This is a genomic window from Burkholderia sp. MSMB0856 (assembly GCF_001524645.2).
Classification (GTDB): Bacteria; Pseudomonadota; Gammaproteobacteria; order Burkholderiales; family Burkholderiaceae; genus Burkholderia; species Burkholderia diffusa.
Genome location: NZ_CP013428.1, coordinates 136648 through 152151 on the forward strand (window position 1 = coordinate 136648; position 15504 = coordinate 152151).

General features: G+C 67.1%; 17 protein-coding genes and 1 pseudogene. 7 read left to right on the forward strand and 11 right to left on the reverse strand.

Going from position 1 to position 15504, the window contains the following annotated elements; all coding sequences use genetic code 11:
- The first annotated feature begins 16 nt into the window (after positions 1-16).
- The 3 genes from WS87_RS18170 (at position 17) to WS87_RS18180 (ending at position 2868) form a co-directional block, all read left to right on the forward strand.
- Positions 17-1369 carry a pyridoxal phosphate-dependent decarboxylase family protein gene (locus tag WS87_RS18170; RefSeq protein WP_059818450.1) on the forward strand — a complete coding sequence of 451 codons (1353 nt, stop codon included), beginning with the start codon at positions 17-19 and terminating at the stop codon, positions 1367-1369.
- Between the two features lie 140 nt (positions 1370-1509).
- Positions 1510-1977 (forward strand): cupin domain-containing protein, encoded by a 468-nt coding sequence (locus WS87_RS18175; protein ID WP_059818449.1) that lies wholly within the window; start codon positions 1510-1512, stop codon positions 1975-1977.
- Between the two features lie 69 nt (positions 1978-2046).
- Positions 2047-2868 carry an SDR family NAD(P)-dependent oxidoreductase gene (locus WS87_RS18180; protein WP_059818448.1) on the forward strand — a complete coding sequence of 274 codons (822 nt, stop codon included), beginning with the start codon at positions 2047-2049 and terminating at the stop codon, positions 2866-2868.
- A 103-nt stretch (positions 2869-2971) separates the two neighbouring features.
- On the opposite strand, the gene surE is transcribed toward WS87_RS18180, so the two are convergent.
- The 3 genes from surE to WS87_RS18195 all read right to left on the reverse strand — a co-directional run bounded on the left by surE (position 2972) and on the right by WS87_RS18195 (position 4987).
- Entirely contained in the window at positions 2972-3751 is a 780-nt protein-coding gene (surE, locus tag WS87_RS18185; protein WP_059533679.1) for a 5'/3'-nucleotidase SurE, read from the reverse strand.
- Between the two features lie 206 nt (positions 3752-3957).
- Positions 3958-4260 (reverse strand): AzlD family protein, encoded by a 303-nt coding sequence (locus WS87_RS18190; RefSeq protein ID WP_082750628.1) that lies wholly within the window; start codon positions 4258-4260, stop codon positions 3958-3960.
- Positions 4250-4987: an AzlC family ABC transporter permease gene (locus tag WS87_RS18195; protein ID WP_059533681.1), complete on the reverse strand. Its 738-nt coding sequence runs from the start codon at positions 4985-4987 to the stop codon at positions 4250-4252. The genes WS87_RS18190 and WS87_RS18195 overlap by 11 nt, the downstream gene beginning before the upstream one ends.
- 125 nt (positions 4988-5112) lie before the next feature.
- Here WS87_RS18195 and WS87_RS18200 point away from each other — a divergent pair, with 125 nt between their 5' ends.
- Together WS87_RS18200 and WS87_RS18205 are read left to right on the forward strand one after the other, a co-directional pair.
- Entirely contained in the window at positions 5113-5571 is a 459-nt protein-coding gene (locus WS87_RS18200; protein ID WP_006486309.1) for an Lrp/AsnC family transcriptional regulator, read from the forward strand.
- Between the two features lie 219 nt (positions 5572-5790).
- Complete coding sequence (locus WS87_RS18205) at positions 5791-6360, forward strand: hypothetical protein (protein ID WP_059818447.1); 570 nt, start codon at positions 5791-5793, stop codon at positions 6358-6360.
- A 248-nt stretch (positions 6361-6608) separates the two neighbouring features.
- Here WS87_RS18205 and WS87_RS18210 read toward each other — a convergent pair.
- From WS87_RS18210 to WS87_RS18225, 4 genes and pseudogenes are all read right to left on the reverse strand, one after another.
- Positions 6609-7240, reverse strand: a pseudogene (locus tag WS87_RS18210) (LysE family translocator).
- Between the two features lie 186 nt (positions 7241-7426).
- Complete coding sequence (locus WS87_RS18215) at positions 7427-8287, reverse strand: hypothetical protein (RefSeq protein ID WP_059818446.1); 861 nt, start codon at positions 8285-8287, stop codon at positions 7427-7429.
- A gap of 62 nt (positions 8288-8349) precedes the next feature.
- Positions 8350-8682 carry a DUF2322 family protein gene (locus tag WS87_RS18220; protein ID WP_059533687.1) on the reverse strand — a complete coding sequence of 111 codons (333 nt, stop codon included), beginning with the start codon at positions 8680-8682 and terminating at the stop codon, positions 8350-8352.
- A gap of 44 nt (positions 8683-8726) precedes the next feature.
- Positions 8727-9419, reverse strand: coding sequence for a flavin reductase family protein (locus WS87_RS18225; protein ID WP_059818445.1), 693 nt, complete (start codon positions 9417-9419; stop codon positions 8727-8729).
- A gap of 214 nt (positions 9420-9633) precedes the next feature.
- Here WS87_RS18225 and WS87_RS18230 point away from each other — a divergent pair, with 214 nt between their 5' ends.
- Together WS87_RS18230 and WS87_RS18235 are read left to right on the forward strand one after the other, a co-directional pair.
- Positions 9634-9960 carry a thioredoxin family protein gene (locus tag WS87_RS18230; RefSeq protein ID WP_059818459.1) on the forward strand — a complete coding sequence of 109 codons (327 nt, stop codon included), beginning with the start codon at positions 9634-9636 and terminating at the stop codon, positions 9958-9960.
- 10 nt (positions 9961-9970) lie between these two features.
- Complete coding sequence (locus WS87_RS18235) at positions 9971-10390, forward strand: secondary thiamine-phosphate synthase enzyme YjbQ (RefSeq protein WP_059464957.1); 420 nt, start codon at positions 9971-9973, stop codon at positions 10388-10390.
- Positions 10391-10447: 57 nt separating this feature from the next.
- Here the strand turns inward: WS87_RS18235 and atsR are convergent, their stop codons facing one another.
- The 4 genes from atsR to WS87_RS18255 form a co-directional block, all read right to left on the reverse strand.
- Positions 10448-12259: a hybrid sensor histidine kinase/response regulator AtsR gene (gene atsR / locus WS87_RS18240; protein WP_059818444.1), complete on the reverse strand. Its 1812-nt coding sequence runs from the start codon at positions 12257-12259 to the stop codon at positions 10448-10450.
- 9 nt (positions 12260-12268) lie between these two features.
- A complete protein-coding gene (locus tag WS87_RS18245) occupies positions 12269-12769 on the reverse strand; it encodes a molybdopterin-dependent oxidoreductase (RefSeq protein WP_059533695.1) in 501 nt (166 codons plus the stop codon).
- A gap of 47 nt (positions 12770-12816) precedes the next feature.
- The gene (locus tag WS87_RS18250) at positions 12817-13695 is read right to left on the reverse strand and encodes a response regulator (protein ID WP_059818443.1); all 879 of its coding nucleotides are present in this window, start codon (positions 13693-13695) and stop codon (positions 12817-12819) included.
- Positions 13696-14323: 628 nt separating this feature from the next.
- Complete coding sequence (locus WS87_RS18255; RefSeq protein WP_059818442.1) at positions 14324-15340, reverse strand: 1-aminocyclopropane-1-carboxylate deaminase; 1017 nt, start codon at positions 15338-15340, stop codon at positions 14324-14326.
- Positions 15341-15504 lie beyond the last annotated feature (164 nt).

The window sequence follows — 15504 nt, forward strand, 5'->3', positions numbered from 1 at the left end:
CACAGAGGCAAACGACATGGATGAACTCGCCCTGCTGGCCGACGCCGACCGGCGCGCGCACGCGTATCTCGCAGCGACCGGCGAACGGCGCGCGTATCCCGATGCGGCCGCGCTCGCCGGTCTTGCGGCCTTCGACGAACCGCTGCCCGATACGGGCCGCCCGGCCGACGACGTGCTGCGCCTGCTCGACGAGCGCGGCACGCCCGCGACCGTCGCATCGAACGGCCCGAACTACTTCGGCTTCGTGATCGGCGCGACGCTGCCGGCCGCGGCGGCGGCCGAGCGGCTGATGCTTGCGTGGGACCAGTGCGCGTCGTCGTTTGCGAATTCGCCGGTGGCCGCGACGATCGAGCGGCAGGCCGCGCGCTGGGTCGTCGACGTGCTCGGGCTGCCGGAGGGCAGCGCGGTCGGCTTCGGCACGAGCGCGACGGCCTGCACGCTGGTCGCGCTGGTCGCCGCGCGGCGTGCGCTGCTTGCGCGCAAGGGCTGGGATGTCGACGAAGCAGGCCTGATCGGCGCGCCCGAGGTGAAGGTCGTGCTCTCCGAGCTCGCGCACATCACGGTGAAGAAGGCGCTGCGCGTGCTCGCCTTCGGGATGAAGCGCCTGATCGTCGCGCCGGTCGATCCGCACGGCCGCATCGATCCCGCGCAATTGCCGCCGCTCGACGACATGACGATCCTCTGCGTGCAGGCCGGCGAAGTGAACACCGGCGAATTCGATCCGTTCGCGGCGCTGATTCCGCGCGCGAAGGCCGCCGGCGCGTGGGTGCACGTGGACGGCGCGTTCGGGCTGTGGGCGCGCGCGTCGTCGAAGCGCGCGCTGACCGACGGCATCGACGGCGCGGACAGCTGGACCACCGACGGCCACAAGTGGCTCAACACGCCGTACGACGGCGCGATGGTGATCTGCCGCGACGCGGCCGCGCTCGCGACCGCGATGAACAGCGATGCCGTCTACCTGAGCGGCGCGCAGGACGCGCAGAAGAACCTCAACCTTGAATTCTCGCGGCGGGCGCGCGGCATTCCCGTGTGGGCCGCGCTGCGCGCGCTCGGCCGCGCCGGCGTGGCGACGCTGGTCGAGCGACATTGCGCGCAGGCCCAGCGCGTCGCCGACGGCCTGCGCGCGGCCGGCTACGACGTGCTGAACCGCGTCGTGCTGAACCAGGTGCTCGTGCGCGCCGGCACCGACGACGAGACGATCGCGATCCTTCAGGCCGCGCAGGATTCGGGCGACGTCTGGTTCGGGAAGACCGTGTGGCAGGGGCGGCCGGCGTTCCGGATCAGCGTGTCGTCGTGGCGCACGGAGGACGAACACATCGATCGCCTCGTCGCCTTGCTGACGAAGCTGCGCGGCGTGCACGTGGGCTGAGCGACGTCCCCAGGGCGCGGTGGACGAGGATCGTGCCGGCGATCTCGTCCGCATGAAAATGTCGGACAATAGCGCGGCATGCACGCCGCGCCCGCCCGGGCGGCGCGTTCAACCGCTGCATTGACGCCGACGAGATCCCCATGTCCACGACACCTCCCCGGGAACTGCTGAAAGCCGCCGACATCGCGAAAATGGAACCGACCCGCGCGGTGCATTCGCTCAATCCCAACGCCGTTCGCCTCAAACGACAGCTCGGCGACCTGACTGGCCTCACGCAGATCGGCGCGCATCTGCTGACGCTGATGCCCGGCCACGAATCGGCCGAGTATCACCGCCACCTGTACGAGGAAGAATGCGTGTACGTGCTGTCCGGCACCGGCACGGTCACGATCGGCGAACGCACGTGCGAAATCGGGCCGGGCGACTTTCTCGGCTTCCCGCGCGGCGGCGATGCGCACACATTGCAGAACACCGGCGATGGGCCGCTGGAACTGTTCGTCCTCGGCCAGCGCCTCGAACACGACGTCTGCGAATACCCGAGAGTCGGCAAGCGGCTTCACATCGCCGGCGAGCTCGAGGATTTCGTCGATCTGCCGAAACGGCCGTAGACGGCACGCATCCGCATCGGCCGTCGTCATGCTTATGATGCGGGAACGCCACTGACAGGATTCCACGCCATGGACGCGCCGCATCCGCCGATGAATGCCCCGATCTCCGAAACGGAACCTGAAACCGAAACCGTCACCGAGCCGCGCGCGTCGCGCGTGCAGCGGCCCGTCGCGCTCGTCACCGGATCGACGTCGGGAATCGGCGCGGCCATCGCTCGACGGCTGGCGGCGGACGGTTACGCGGTGATCCTGCATTCGCGCAGTTCCGCCGAAACCGGTCGCGCGATGGCGCGCGAACTCGGCGCGGCCTACGTGCAGGCCGATCTCGCCGACGATGCGCAGCGCGTGCGGCTGATCCGCGACGCGGTGGCGATGCACGGCCGCCTCGACGTGCTGGTCAACAACGCGGGCGTCAGCCGTGTGATTCCGCACGACGATCTCGCCGCCGCGACGCCCGACGTGTGGCGCGAGATGCACGAGATCAACGTGATCGCGCCGTTCCGGCTCGTCGCCGAAGCGCAGCCGGCGCTGCTCGAAGCGGCGTCGAGCGGGCGCGCCGGTTGCGTGATCAACGTCAGCTCGCATGCGGGCGTGCGGCCGAAGGGCGCGTCGATTCCGTATGCGGCGGCGAAGGCCGCGCTCAATCACACGACGCGCTTGCTGGCGCGCACGCTCGCGCCGGCGATTCGCGTCAATGCGGTGGCGCCGGGGCTCGTCGATACGCCGCTGACCGCCGACTGGACCGACGCGCAGCAGCTCTGGCGCGAGCGCGCGCCGATGCGCCGCGCGGCGACGCCGGACGACGTCGCGCAGACGGTCGCGATGCTCGTCGCGTCCGATTACGTGACGGGCGAGATCGTGATGCTCGACGGGGGATTGAACCTGACGTGACCGCGGACGGGTGATGCCATCGGCGCGGTGAAAGGGCGCGGCGGCGTTGTGCCGGGGCGATGCGCGCCGACGGCGAAGTCGCCGGCCGGTATCACCCCCGAGGTCAGCCGAGGTTCGACCGCAGCCGCGCGAGCGCGTGGTCGTGCGTGCGTTCGAACTTCAGCGGTGTGACCGCGATGTAGCCTTCGCCGAGCGCGACCGTTTCCGAATCCGCATCGTCGTCGCGCGGTGCGCGCGCCAGTTTCAGCCAGTGGTATTCGATGTCGCGCGGATCGCGCCCCGACACGATTTCGACGCCCTGCAACGTGCCGGCGCCCTGGTTCGTCACCTTCAAGCCGCGCACGTCGTCGGCCGGCCGCGCCGGGAAATTCACGTTGAGGCACGCGTCGCTGTCCCAGCCGGCCGCGACGAGCCGGCGAATCACGTCCGGCGCATGCGTGAGCGCCGTGGTCCACGGCACCGCGTTGCGGTCGCTGAACGCCTGGCTCAGCGCGATCGCCGGCACGCCGACCAGCATGCTCGTCATCGCGGCGCCGACGGTGCCCGAGAACACCGTTTCGGTGCCGAGGTTCGCGCCGCGATTCACGCCGGACAGCACGACGTCGGGCCGTGCGTCCTTCATCAGGTGGCTGACCGCGATCGCGACGCAATCGCCCGGCGTGCCGCGCACGGCGAAGCGGCGCTCGCCCTTGCGATGCACGCGCAGCGGTTCGTGCAGGCTCAGCGAATGCGACGTGCCGCTCTGGTCTTCGGCCGGGGCGACGATCCAGACTTCGCGCGCCAGTTGCGTGGCGACCTGTTCGAGCACTTCAAGGCCGGGGGCGTCGAATCCGTCGTCGTTGGTGAGCAGGACGCGGTCGAACAGCGGGCGGGTTTCTTGCATCGGGACGATCCTCGCAGGCAGGCAATGAGGGGGAAGGCATCGCGGGTATAGCCGCAAGGCTAACACCCCGTCGCGACGTGTGCCGCTTGCCGCGTCACGTAGAGCCGAAGCCGCTCCCGGCGCGCGGATGCGAAAACGGGCGCATGGCGCGCCCGTCTTCCGCTTCGATATGTCGCCCGCGCGGCGCTCGGAACCGCGTTACCCGATTACCCGAGCAAATACCGCAGCAGGCCGGCCGACACGACGCCGACGATGACGGTCGGCAGGATCGACAGGCGGGTCGCCGCGATCAGCGTGATGGCGAGCGCGAGCAGATCGGCCGGGCGCGTCGACACGAAGGCCGGCGCGATCACCGAGATCAGCACGCAACCGGGCACGTTCTCCATCACCGACGCCATCCGCGGGCTCAGCGTGCGGTTGCGCAGCAGCACGTAGCCGAGCACGCGCGACAGGTAAGTCGTCGACGCCATCAGCACGATGGTCGCGACCGTCGCGAAATCAGGCAGCATCGCGCGGCTCCCACAGCAGCGCGGCGATCAGCCCCGCGCACGCGCCGGCCGGGACGTACCACGCGCCGGGCACGGCCAGGTGCGTGGCGGCCGCGACGACGAGGCTCACGAACCATGGACGGCTCGCGCGCATGCCCTTCCACATCCCACGCAGCAGCACCAGAAACACGGCCGTGAACGCCATGTCGAAGCCGTACTGCTCGACGTTGCCGATCGTCGGGCCGACCGCCGCGCCGAGCGTCGTCATCGAGATCCACGTCAGGTACAGCCCGGCGCACACGCCCGCGTAATACGGGACGCTGATGTGCGTGGCCGAGCGCGAGCGTGCGTCGGCAAGCGACATCGCCCAGCTTTCGTCGCACATGAAGAACAGCGCGGCGAATGCGCGGCGGCGCGGCAGGCGCCGGATGTACGGCGCGAACGCCGCGCCCATCAGGATGTGGCGCGAATTCACGAGGAACGACATCGCGACGATCAGCGCGATGTGCGGCGGCGACGTCCACAGATGGATCGCCGCGAATTCCGAGCCGCCGCCGAAATTCAGGCCCGTCATCATCGGGACCTCGAACAGGCTCAGCCCTTTTTGCGCAGCCTGCGCGCCGAGCACCAGCGCGAACGGCACGAAACCCAGCATGACGGGCAGCGCCGCGCGCAATCCGCGGCCCATCTCGGCGACATAGGCGGGCCTGTCGCGAAGCCCGGACGACGTTGAAACGCTACTGCTCATTACTCCTCCTTCGGGGAGGAGGATTGTCTGCTTTTTTGACTCGAATCGGGTTGCGTTGCGGATCGATATTCACGAGAATTTGGCATCGAGTGAGCAATTTGCGAATTTTTTGGAATTTGATGCCAATGAAGCTTGACGCTATCGACCGGCGGATCCTGAGCGCGCTGCAACGCGACGGCCGCATGCAGAACGTGGAACTCGCGCACGAGGTCGGGCTGTCGCCGTCGCCGTGCCTGCGGCGCGTGCGGCTGCTCGAGGAAGCGGGCGTGATCGAGAAATACGTGGCCGTGCTGAACCCGGCGAAGGTCGGCAAGGGGCTGACGATCTTCACGCGCGTGTGGCTGAAGGGGCAGGACGCCGAATCCGTGAACCGCTTCGCCGAGGCCGTCCAGCAGATGCCGGAAGTGGTCGAATGCCACCTGATGGCCGGCGACTGCGATTTCCTGCTGCGCGTGGTGGCCGCCGACATCGACGACTACCGGCGCTTCCAGATGGAATACCTGACGCGCATCCCGGGCGTGCTGAGCGTGAAAACCGACATTCCGATGCAGAAGGTCAAGCTCACGTCGGCGCTGCCGACGTAACGCGGCACGGGCGCGTGACGACGATTCGGCGAATCGTCACCGGCCAGTGACATTTGGCCGATACACTGGAAGGACGAGCCGCTTCGCCGCGCACCGGGCGCATCACGGTGCGACTTCGATGCGCAAGCAACTAACGGTCAGCCGCAAAGGGATCGGCGAACACGCGCGCTGCGCGCGATGCGATCCGCCGGGCGGTGCGTCCATCTTGTCGAGCCATTCATGCAGCCATTCAACAATCCGTGGAATTCGCTGGAAATCGTCAAGCTCGTGCTCGGCGTGCTGACACCGTTGTCGGTCGCGTGTCTCGGCTGGCTCGTCGCGCGCCGATTGAAGCGGCTCGAGCTCGTGCAATGGACCAACCAGCGGCTGATCGAGAAGCGCCTCACGCTGTACGACACGGTCGCGCCGCAGCTCAATGCGCTGCTGTGCTTCTACACGTGGATCGGCTACTGGAAGGACATCCCGCCGGACGACGTGATCCGCGCGAAGCGCGAACTCGACCGCACGTTTCACATCTACCGTTACCTGTTCGACGACGACGTGTACGACGCGTATCACACGTTCATCCACGCGTTGTTCGAGATGCATACGGGACCGGGGCGCGACGCGCGGATCCGTTCGCTGATCCAGTCGCCGGACGGCGACCGCAGCGTGCACGGCACGTATGAGTGGAAGGCCGCGTGGTCCGAGCGGTTCTCGATCGCGAACGTGACGGACAAGGCCGATGTGGTGCGGCACTACACGCGGCTGATGGAGCGGCTGCGCGTGGCGCTCGGCGCGAATCGCTGACGATTGCGCGCGCCGCGCGCCGGTACCGGAATTCGCTACCGGGCGGCGCGCGCTGGTCCCGTCATGCACGCGGCCATGTCCACTCGCGTGAGGTTCGCATGTTGATCGACACGGGTTTTCAGCCGCTTATGGTGCGCCGGCCGGGGATACGGCGGCGCCGTCTTCCAGGCATCGCATCGAGTGACACGAATTTCTCGCGCGTCAGTCGATCGTATTCGGTACGGACTTCGGAGTCGGCCGGTTCACGATCAATTCCGTCCCGCCACCGCCAGCCGGGCGGCCAATCCCACGAACACCGTTCCGAGCAGATACCGCGGCAGCTTCGACGGCTGGCGTCGCGCGCCGATGCGCTGACCCAACCGGCTCGCGGACAGAATCACCGCGCCGTTGACGACGAGTCCGATTGCATTGAGCACCGTCGCGAGAACGAGGATCTGCACGGCGATCGAGCCATGCTCGGGACGCACGAATTGCGGGAACAGCGCGAGGACGAACAGCGCCATCTTCGGATTCAGCAGGTTCGTCATCACGCCCTGGCGGAAGATCGCGGCGGTCGAATGGCGGCGAGGCGACGCGGCCGGCGACAGCGCGGTCGCATCCGAACGGAATGTCTTCCATGCGAGGTAAAGCAGATACGCGGCGCCGGCGAATCGCACGGCGTCGTACGCCAGCGGCACCGCGACGAAGAGCTGAGACAGCCCGAGCGCGGCTGCGAGCGCATGACAGTAGGTGCCGACCTGAATGCCCGCGAGCGTGGCGAACCCCGCGCGGCGGCCCTGGCTCAGCTGCGCGACGCAATCAGCAGCATGTCGGGGCCGGGTGTGGCGGTCAGCGCGAGACACGCGCCGGAGAACAGCGCGAGCGTGGAGAGGTCGATCATGGAAGTCCCCTTGTGCTGGAGATGCCCGAAAGGGAGGTCAGTTTAGGAGCGCACGTGGAGCGGGTCAATCGACCGGACGGCCGATCGTCAACGTATTTGTTCCATCTTCCGCGCGACGACAAACGCATGCCATGCGAGCAAGCGCGAGGAATCACGCGCACTCGTCGACGCGCCGCACCGCGCCGATCACTGTTTCCTGCAAGCCACCTGATAATCGATCACGGTATTCGCCGACGGCGTGTCCGGCTCGCCGCCGGCCGTCGTCACACCGAGCACGCCGGCCGCGCTCCGATACCGCAGCGCGCAATACCCCATGCCTGTGCCCGAGCACGCTTCGGCTTCGATGATCCCGTGCTTCGCGAGCGTGGCCGCGCCGTCCGCCGGGTCCGGCTTCTCGCGCGGACGCAGCGGCTGCCAGCCACGCGAGATCAGGATCTTGCGCGCCGTATCGAGCGGCTTGCCGTACACGTTGGGCACGACCGCACGGCCGTGGCAGTACGTGCGTTCGGCGGCGACCGCCGTCAGCCGCAAGCCGCCATGCTCTTCGCGCAGCTCGCCGACGGGCGCCGACGGGCCGTCGCCGCCCCAGACCAGCAGCGCGCCGCTTTCCAGCGACTCGACCGAGCCGAGCTGCCAGCCGGCCGCGCGTGCCGTATAGCCGAGCGCGACGAGCGTCGTGCCGTCGAAGACGCCGATGTTTGCGTTGCGCGCGTAACAGATCGCGCTCGTCCCCGGCTTGAAACCGCTCGCGAACGTGACGACCGTGTAGCGGCCGAGCGGCGCTTCCGACGTCACGATCCAGCCGAGCTTCGCGACGTCGCGGCCGGCCGCGGTTGCGGTCTTCGCGCGATATCGTGCACAGAATGCGTCGAGCGTGCCGTTCTCCGGCGAGCGCGGCAGCGCGCCGAGCGGAACCAGGGACGCGCCGGCGATATCGGAAGCCGTGTGCAGCGTCTCGGCGGACGCCGTGCCGCCGAGCGCGACGCACGCGAGGGCGACGCTCGATGCGACGCGGCGGGTGAACGGCCGGACAGTCATGCGACGCATGTGGATAGTCTCCGGGAAAGGACGGGCATCGACCGTTTGCGTGCGTGCCCGTCGCCGGGCATTCAGGCCTTCGCGACCACGTCGATCCGCAGCGCGTCGCCGCCGTCGACGATCGCCAGCAGACGATCGACGTTCGGGTGTGCGCCCGGGCGGTTACGCGCGTCGGCGGTGTGCTCCGCGAACACGGCGAGGCCGTGCTCGGCGGCCTTCGCGTCGAGCGTGCCGAATGCCTGCTTCAGGTAGTTGTACACCGCGAGCGAACCCTGCTTGCCCGGCTGGTTCTCGATGCTGGCGACCACGTCGCCGTTCGCGCCGACGAGATCGATGCGCGCGACACCGTCGATGGCCGGCAGTTGCGCGAGGTTGTCCTTGAATACTTGGGTCGGTTGAATCACTGAAACACTCCGTCGGTTCGGTCATGGGTCGATCGGCCCGTATCTTATCCGATCGACATGCCCGCTTCGCGCGCGCGGTCGATGTCGGGGCTGCGATAGGCGCGCTCCGGAATCTCGGCGAGCCGTGACGCATGCACCTGATGCGGCGCGAGGCCATAGAACTTCTGAAAACTCATGATCAGCGGCGACCATTTGTCCGGATCGATGCGGTCCGGATGACCGTCCATCAGCAGGTCGGGATGTACGTGAACGCGCTGGATGCGCACCTCGAACACGCGGATGTGGCCGCGCAGGTCGGGCGCTTCGTCGCCGATGCCGTGCGTGGCGGCGACCACCGCTTCCAGATGCACCGGGCATTCGAGCGCGCGCGGCGGGGCGATGGTCTGCGAGGGCGTCTCGGTGAGCCCGGCGGTGCCGAACTTGTCCGGTTCGTACACGTAGCCGCGCGCCTGCTTCGACTCGGGTACCGGATGCGTGCCCGTCGTGCGCGCGATGCGGTCGACCGCCTGCGCCTGCGCCGCCGACGGCAGGTTCAGCACGCATTCGCCGGTGCGCATCAGGTTGTGCGTGGTCTGCGAGCTGGCGGCGAGCCCGAGCATGCCGCGCCAGCCGAGCCAGAACGCGGACGACATCGGCGCAAGATTGGCCGTGCCGTCCGGATTCAGCGTGCTGATCAGCACGACGGGCGTGCCGAAATAGAGGATGTTGGGTTCGGTGACGCGATGCGGGGTGTTCATGGCCTTTCCTTCGTTGACGGGATCAGTTCGCATGCTGATCGCGTCGCCGCCGCGCGGCGCTCCGATTCTTGTCGTGTCATTCGCGGGGCGGGGCGTGGCGTGGCCGCCGTCGGCATCGCGCGTGCTTTTCCGCTACAGTGGGAAATCGAAGGTCGCATGTGCCGCCCACGCCGGCGCGCGGCGGCCACGTTCCGCAATTGCACACGAGGGACCGATGGACATCGAGCAACGCTACACCGCCAACGCGCCGACGCGCGCAGAAGTCGACGCACTGGCCGGTGCGACCGTCATCGAATTCGGCACGAACTGGTGCGGAATCTGCGCGGGCGCGCAGCCCGCGATCGTCGAGTCGTTTTCCGCGCATCCGGCCGTGCGGCACCTGAAGATCGAGGATGGCCCGGGTCGGCCGCTCGGCCGTTCGTTCGGCGTGAAGCTGTGGCCGACGCTGGTATTCCTGCGCGACGGGGTCGAAGTCGCGCGCGTCGTGCGCCCCGCCGATGCCGGGCAGATCGAGTCCGACGGCTTCGCCGCGCTCGCCTGAGGCCGTCGTCATGCAACAGGCCATCACGCATATCGGCGTCGACGCGCGCGGCAGCGGCCTCGTCGAGTTCACGCCGCAAGTGCGCGCATTCGTCGACCAGCAGGCGATCCGCACCGGGCTGCTGACCGTGTTCTGCCGCCATACGTCCGCGTCGCTGCTGATTCAGGAGAACGCGGATCCGTCCGTGCAGCGCGACCTCGAACGCTACTTCGCGACGCTCGCGCCCGAGGACGACACGCGCTACGAGCACGACACCGAAGGCCCCGACGACATGCCCGCGCATCTGCGCACGGCGCTCACGCAAGTGCAGCTGTCGATCCCGATCGAGCACGGACGCATGGTGCTCGGCACGTGGCAGGGCATCTATCTGTTCGAGCATCGTCGCGCCGCGCATCGGCGCGACATCGTGCTGCATTTGATCGGCGAGTAAGCGGGAAACGCGCAACGGGCGGCCGGAACGCCTGCCCGCCACGCATCACGGCCTTGCTCAGCCGAGCAGCTTCTCGACGAGCGCGCCGAGTTCGCGCAGGTGAACGGGTTTCGGCAGGAATTCGTCGAACACCCGCTGGTTCTCGCGCAGCGCGGCCGATTCGTACGCGCTGACACCGAGGATCGACGGAAACTTTCCGTCGTCGTCCGGCTGCGCGACCATCCGGATGCGGTGCGCGACTTCGAAGCCACTCAGGTCCGGCAGTTCGAGATCGAGCACGACGAGGTCGTAATGCGTATCGCCGAAACGGGCGACGCCTTCCTGCCCGGTGCCGCACAGATCGACGTCGAGGCCGAGCGCCGACAGCATCGCGCCGAGCGTTTCGCGCGCGTTGTCGTTGTCGTCGACCACGAGCGCGCGGCGGTTGCGATGCGCGGCGACGGCCGGCCACGCGGGCGCGTCGCCGGGCGTTTCGCCGGCATCCGGCACCTCGGCCGGCAGCGTCACGACGAACTCGCTGCCTTCGCCGACGACGCTGCGCACGTCGACGTGACCGCGCAGCGTCGTCACGATCTCGCGCACGACCGCGAGCCCCATGCCGATTCCGTCCACATGCAGGCCGACCGCGTCGTTCGCGCGGTAGAACGGCTCGAAGATCTTCGGCAGATGCTGCTTCGCGATACCGGCGCCCGTGTCCCGCACCGCGAGTTTCAGTTGCCGGCCGGCCGGCGCGTCGACGAGCATGATCGATACGTCGATCGATCCGTCGACGGTGTATTTCACCGAATTCTCGATCAGGTTCGACAGCACCTGACGCAACAGCTTGCGATCGGAGCGGATCGCGAGGTCGTGAGGCTCGACGCGCTGTGCGACGGCGATCCGCTTGGCCGCGATCTTCTCGCGCAGCGGATCGAGCACCTCGGCAAGCAGCGACGCCATGCCGACCGTTTCGGTTTCGGCGAGGCGCTTGGTCGAGCGCAGCTTGATGTAATCGGTCAGGTCCTTGACCAGCGCTTCGAGCGACGACGCGGAATTCTGCAGCCGCCGGATCGTTTTCAGGTTCGCGTCGGATTGCGGCCGTGCGAGCAGGATCTCGATCGAACCGCAGATCGCCTGCAGCGGTGTGCGCAGTTCATGGCTGACCATCCCGAGGAACGCGTTCTTCGCCTCGATCATCTCGAACGCGCGATCGGATGCCTTGCGCTCCGCGTCGAGCGCCGCGTCCTGTCGTTCGAGCAGGTCGTCGCGCGTGCGCATCGTGTAGAACAGCAGCAGGAACAGCGCGCACAGGATCACGCCGAGGATGATGCCGAGCGACAGGATCGCCCGCTGCTTTTCCTTCAGCTGATGGAACGTGAAGTCGCGCTGTGCCATCTCGATCGCGCGGAAGTAGTTCGCGAGGCCGTTGACCTTCGGCCAGTATGCGTTGACGTCGTCGATCACGCGCGGCGCATTCTTTGGCGCGTTGCGCAGCAGCGGCACGTCGTGCTTCAGGCGCGCCATGAATGCGCCGAGCACCGCGATTTCGGCGCGCGCGCGCGGGATGCGCAGCCAGTATTCGGACACTTCGGACGGTCGCTGCAGGAATCCGAACGATACCGACAGGCTGTCGAGCTGCATCTGCACGTTGTCGAAGTCGTCGTCCACGTGCGTCGAGTAGAGGATCAGCTGGCGGTCGAAGCGCGTGTAGGCGTTCCGGTATTGCGCGGCCGTCCAGAACACGCCTTCGCGCGGCCCTTCGAGCACGCCCTCGTTGACCGAGGTCGCGAGCAGGTCCCACAGCAGGAACGCCCACGCGGCGAATCCCAGGATCCACAACGATCCCAGGATGAGGATGATCTTTCTGTTCTTCCACCGCCCGCGCATCATGTCACGCGCTTACTTCACGGTCAGGCCGATGATCTGCCATGCGAACTTGGCTTCGCCGAGCGGCGTCTTCAGCTCGTCGGGATACTGGTCGCGCGGATACATGATCCACAGCGGGCCGTAGTTGTCGTTGCCGAGCACCTTGCCGTTCATCGTGCGCGCGAGGATCACGCCGTACTTGTCGGCATCCGACACGGGGATCGTGAACGTGTATTCGTCGATGCAGCGGAACTCGATCTGCGTGCCGTGCGCGTCGACGGTCTTCAGCACGTCGGACAGTCGCGGGCCGGTGAAGGTCGCCTTCGGCGTCCAGCTCGTCGACGTGACGATCGTGTGCTGCGGCAGCGCCATCAGCGCCTGCTCGGTAAAGACGAACGTCGTCTTGCCGGGCTGATTGCTGCGGCCGATCTTGCCGTCGACGGTGAACGTGAACGACGCGGCCCAGCTCGCGGCGGCCATGCCGAGCAGGCAGGCCGTGACCAGGCTCTTGACCCAGATGGTCGAAATTCGCATGTGTTTCCCCTTGATCGTGTTCGTGTGGTGGAGTTCTTGTCGTGGTCTCAGCTCGCGGCGGCGGCCGTGGCGGCGGGCAGCGCGATCTTCAGTTCGCGCGCGACTTCGGCGAACAGGATCGGCAGGCGCACCGGCTTTTCCTCGCAGCGCGCGTTGTAGTGCGACACGATGTGCGCGATCTCGTCCTCGCTCGCTTCGCCGGTGGAGATCTTGCCGGTCAGCAGGAAGATCGGCGCGCCGCCGTTCTCGCTCGAACGGATGCCGCGCACGAGCTCGGCGGCGGTCTGGTCGCCGAGCATCCAGTCGAGGATGTAGCCGTCGAAATCCTCGACTTCCAGCGCCTTGCGGAACGACGCGCCGTCATGGTACGGAATCGCGTTCACGCCTTTTTCGATGAAGTATTCGCAGACAGTTTCGGCGACGTCCCGCGAATCGTCGACGACCGCGATCCGCGCCGCGTACACGGTCGGCTGGCTCGAGCGCAGTTCGATGACGTCGACCGGATAGAGGCGGCCTTCGCGTGCGTGCTGGCGCTCGGTGACGATCCATTCGCCCTGCCACTGCAACGCGACGAAGTCCGTTTCGGTCTGGCTGCTGGCCTTCGCCGAGATCGCCGCACGGCAGCGGAAACGGCGCGACTCGATCACGAGCGTCGCGTCGATCATCTCCGCGGCGGCCGGCTGCGTGCCCTTGTCGTCGAGCAGGATCGCGGGCGGCACGCCGAAGTGCGTCGCGATGTCCTGCAACTGCGACAGGTTCCACGGGATCAGGCCTTTCATCTTGCGCGTGACGACCGAGAAACTGAGGCCCAGCACGTTCGCGATCGTCGTGTTGTGACTGCGCGGCGGGACGCCGTTGCGCGTCAGCAGATCGCGCACCTTGGTGGCGGTGATGAGGTCGGCGTTGGCCTGCTCGCTATTGGGCATCTCGAAGGGGTCTCCTGGTTTGAGCGACGAAGAGCATATTCAAAAGTGACGCGACGCGCAAACTTTGAAATCGCGAATCACCTTGACATGCCATTTTTCTCCATTATTATTGCTCACCACGTCACTATTGTTTGTTGCGTCATGTTTGGAAGCCGGTGTCGACAACGGTCGGCCCAGCGAAAAGCGGCAACCAGCGCGTGACTGAACGATTCGAAGAGAGCCTGAGAGAGCCTTGGACTGCGTGTCGGCGTGGGTGAATTGTATTCGCCCCGCCGCGCGCAAGCCGGGTATGCGCTCGCGGCAAGATAGCGCGAAGCAGTGCGGCGCAAATGGAACGTGGGAGAAGAAGCGACGGTTCGTCGTTTGCTGGCGCCGGGGCTGCTGCTGTTGGCCGCGTGCGCGTGATGCGTCCGTCACCGGCAACATGGTGCGGACCTGCGATGACACCGGGTGTTCCGATCGCCCTGACGATCAGGTTTCCTATCAAAAAAGGCGATTCCGACGATGGCGACCGATCCGCGCATCGTTTCGTTGAAGCGGCCGTCGAAGGCCGCTCGCGACCTCCGCCTTGCGTTATTTCCGCGGCGCCGACGTCGCGCATGCGTCGCCGGTCTGCCGCAACGCGAGATCAACCTTCCCGAAAAATCCCGCTATACGCGCTCAACGCCGGCACCCCGCCGAGGTGCGCGTACAGCACCTTCGACCCCGGCTCGAATTCCCCGCGCCGCACTTTGTCGATCATCCCGTGCATCGATTTGCCTTCATAGACGGGATCGGTCAGCACGCCTTCCAGCCGCGCACACAGACGAATCGCCTCCAGCGTGCCGTCGTTCGGCAGTCCGTATTCGGGCCCGGCATAGCGCGTGTCGAGCACCACGTCCTGCTCGCCGATATCGCGCCCCAGCCCGACCAGCTCGGCCGTGTGCCGGGCGATGCGCGTGATCTGTTCGTGCGTGCGCTCGGGCGTTGCCGACGCGTCGATGCCGATCACGCGGTCCGCGCGTCCGTCGGCCGCGAAGCCGACGACCATCCCCGCCTGCGTGCTGCCCGTGACCGAGCAGACCACGACGTAATCGAACTTGAAGCCGAGTTGCGCTTCCTGCTCGCGTACTTCTTCCGCGAAGCCGACGAACCCGAGCCCGCCGAGCGGATGCTCGGAACACCCGGCAGGAATCGGATATGGCTTGCCGCCCGCCTGCCGCACGCTTTCCATCGCTTCTTCCCAACTGCGGCGAATGCCGATGTCGAAGCCGTCGGCGACGAGCCGCACGTCGGCGCCCATCATCCGTGACAGCTGGATGTTCCCGACGCGGTCGTACACCGGATCCTCGTAGTTGACCCAGTGCTCCTGCACGAGCACGCACTTCATCCCCAGATGCGCGGCGACGGCCGCGACCTGGCGGGTCTGGTTCGACTGCACGCCGCCGATCGACACGAGCGTGTCGGCGCCTTGCGCGAGCGCGTCGGGGACGAGGTATTCGAGCTTGCGCGTCTTGTTGCCGCCGAAAGCGAGGCCGCTGTTGCAGTCCTCGCGCTTCGCATATAGCTCGACCTTGCCGCCGAGGTGCGCGCTCAGGCGCTTGAGCGGCTGGATCGGTGTCGGGCCGAACGTGAGCGGATAACGGGGGAAACGTTGCAGGTTCATCGGCAAGCTCCGAAAGGCGGTGGGCGGGAATTCGAGTCGGTCGGGTGCGGCCGGCACGCCGTGTCCCGATGGAAAAATGATAGGCAGGACCCCGCGAAATGAGCTTGCGAAATAAATGCTGACGACCTACGTTACAGATGAAATGGCGATCGGATAGTTAATTT

Coding starts and splice junctions, on each gene's coding strand:
- WS87_RS18195 (WP_059533681.1), bottom strand. CDS start 4,987: ATGAGCAGTAGCGTTTCAACGTCGTCCGGGCTTCGCGACAGGCCCGCC.
- atsR (WP_059818444.1), bottom strand. CDS start 12,259: ATGATGCGCGGGCGGTGGAAGAACAGAAAGATCATCCTCATCCTGGGA.
- WS87_RS18170 (WP_059818450.1), top strand. CDS start 17: ATGGATGAACTCGCCCTGCTGGCCGACGCCGACCGGCGCGCGCACGCG.
- WS87_RS18190 (WP_082750628.1), bottom strand. CDS start 4,260: ATGCTGCCTGATTTCGCGACGGTCGCGACCATCGTGCTGATGGCGTCG.
- WS87_RS18235 (WP_059464957.1), top strand. CDS start 9,971: ATGCAACAGGCCATCACGCATATCGGCGTCGACGCGCGCGGCAGCGGC.
- WS87_RS18230 (WP_059818459.1), top strand. CDS start 9,634: ATGGACATCGAGCAACGCTACACCGCCAACGCGCCGACGCGCGCAGAA.
- WS87_RS18175 (WP_059818449.1), top strand. CDS start 1,510: ATGTCCACGACACCTCCCCGGGAACTGCTGAAAGCCGCCGACATCGCG.
- WS87_RS18255 (WP_059818442.1), bottom strand. CDS start 15,340: ATGAACCTGCAACGTTTCCCCCGTTATCCGCTCACGTTCGGCCCGACA.
- WS87_RS18225 (WP_059818445.1), bottom strand. CDS start 9,419: ATGAACACCCCGCATCGCGTCACCGAACCCAACATCCTCTATTTCGGC.
- WS87_RS18205 (WP_059818447.1), top strand. CDS start 5,791: ATGCAGCCATTCAACAATCCGTGGAATTCGCTGGAAATCGTCAAGCTC.
- surE (WP_059533679.1), bottom strand. CDS start 3,751: ATGCAAGAAACCCGCCCGCTGTTCGACCGCGTCCTGCTCACCAACGAC.
- WS87_RS18215 (WP_059818446.1), bottom strand. CDS start 8,287: ATGCGTCGCATGACTGTCCGGCCGTTCACCCGCCGCGTCGCATCGAGC.
- WS87_RS18180 (WP_059818448.1), top strand. CDS start 2,047: ATGGACGCGCCGCATCCGCCGATGAATGCCCCGATCTCCGAAACGGAA.
- WS87_RS18245 (WP_059533695.1), bottom strand. CDS start 12,769: ATGCGAATTTCGACCATCTGGGTCAAGAGCCTGGTCACGGCCTGCCTG.
- WS87_RS18250 (WP_059818443.1), bottom strand. CDS start 13,695: ATGCCCAATAGCGAGCAGGCCAACGCCGACCTCATCACCGCCACCAAG.
- WS87_RS18200 (WP_006486309.1), top strand. CDS start 5,113: ATGAAGCTTGACGCTATCGACCGGCGGATCCTGAGCGCGCTGCAACGC.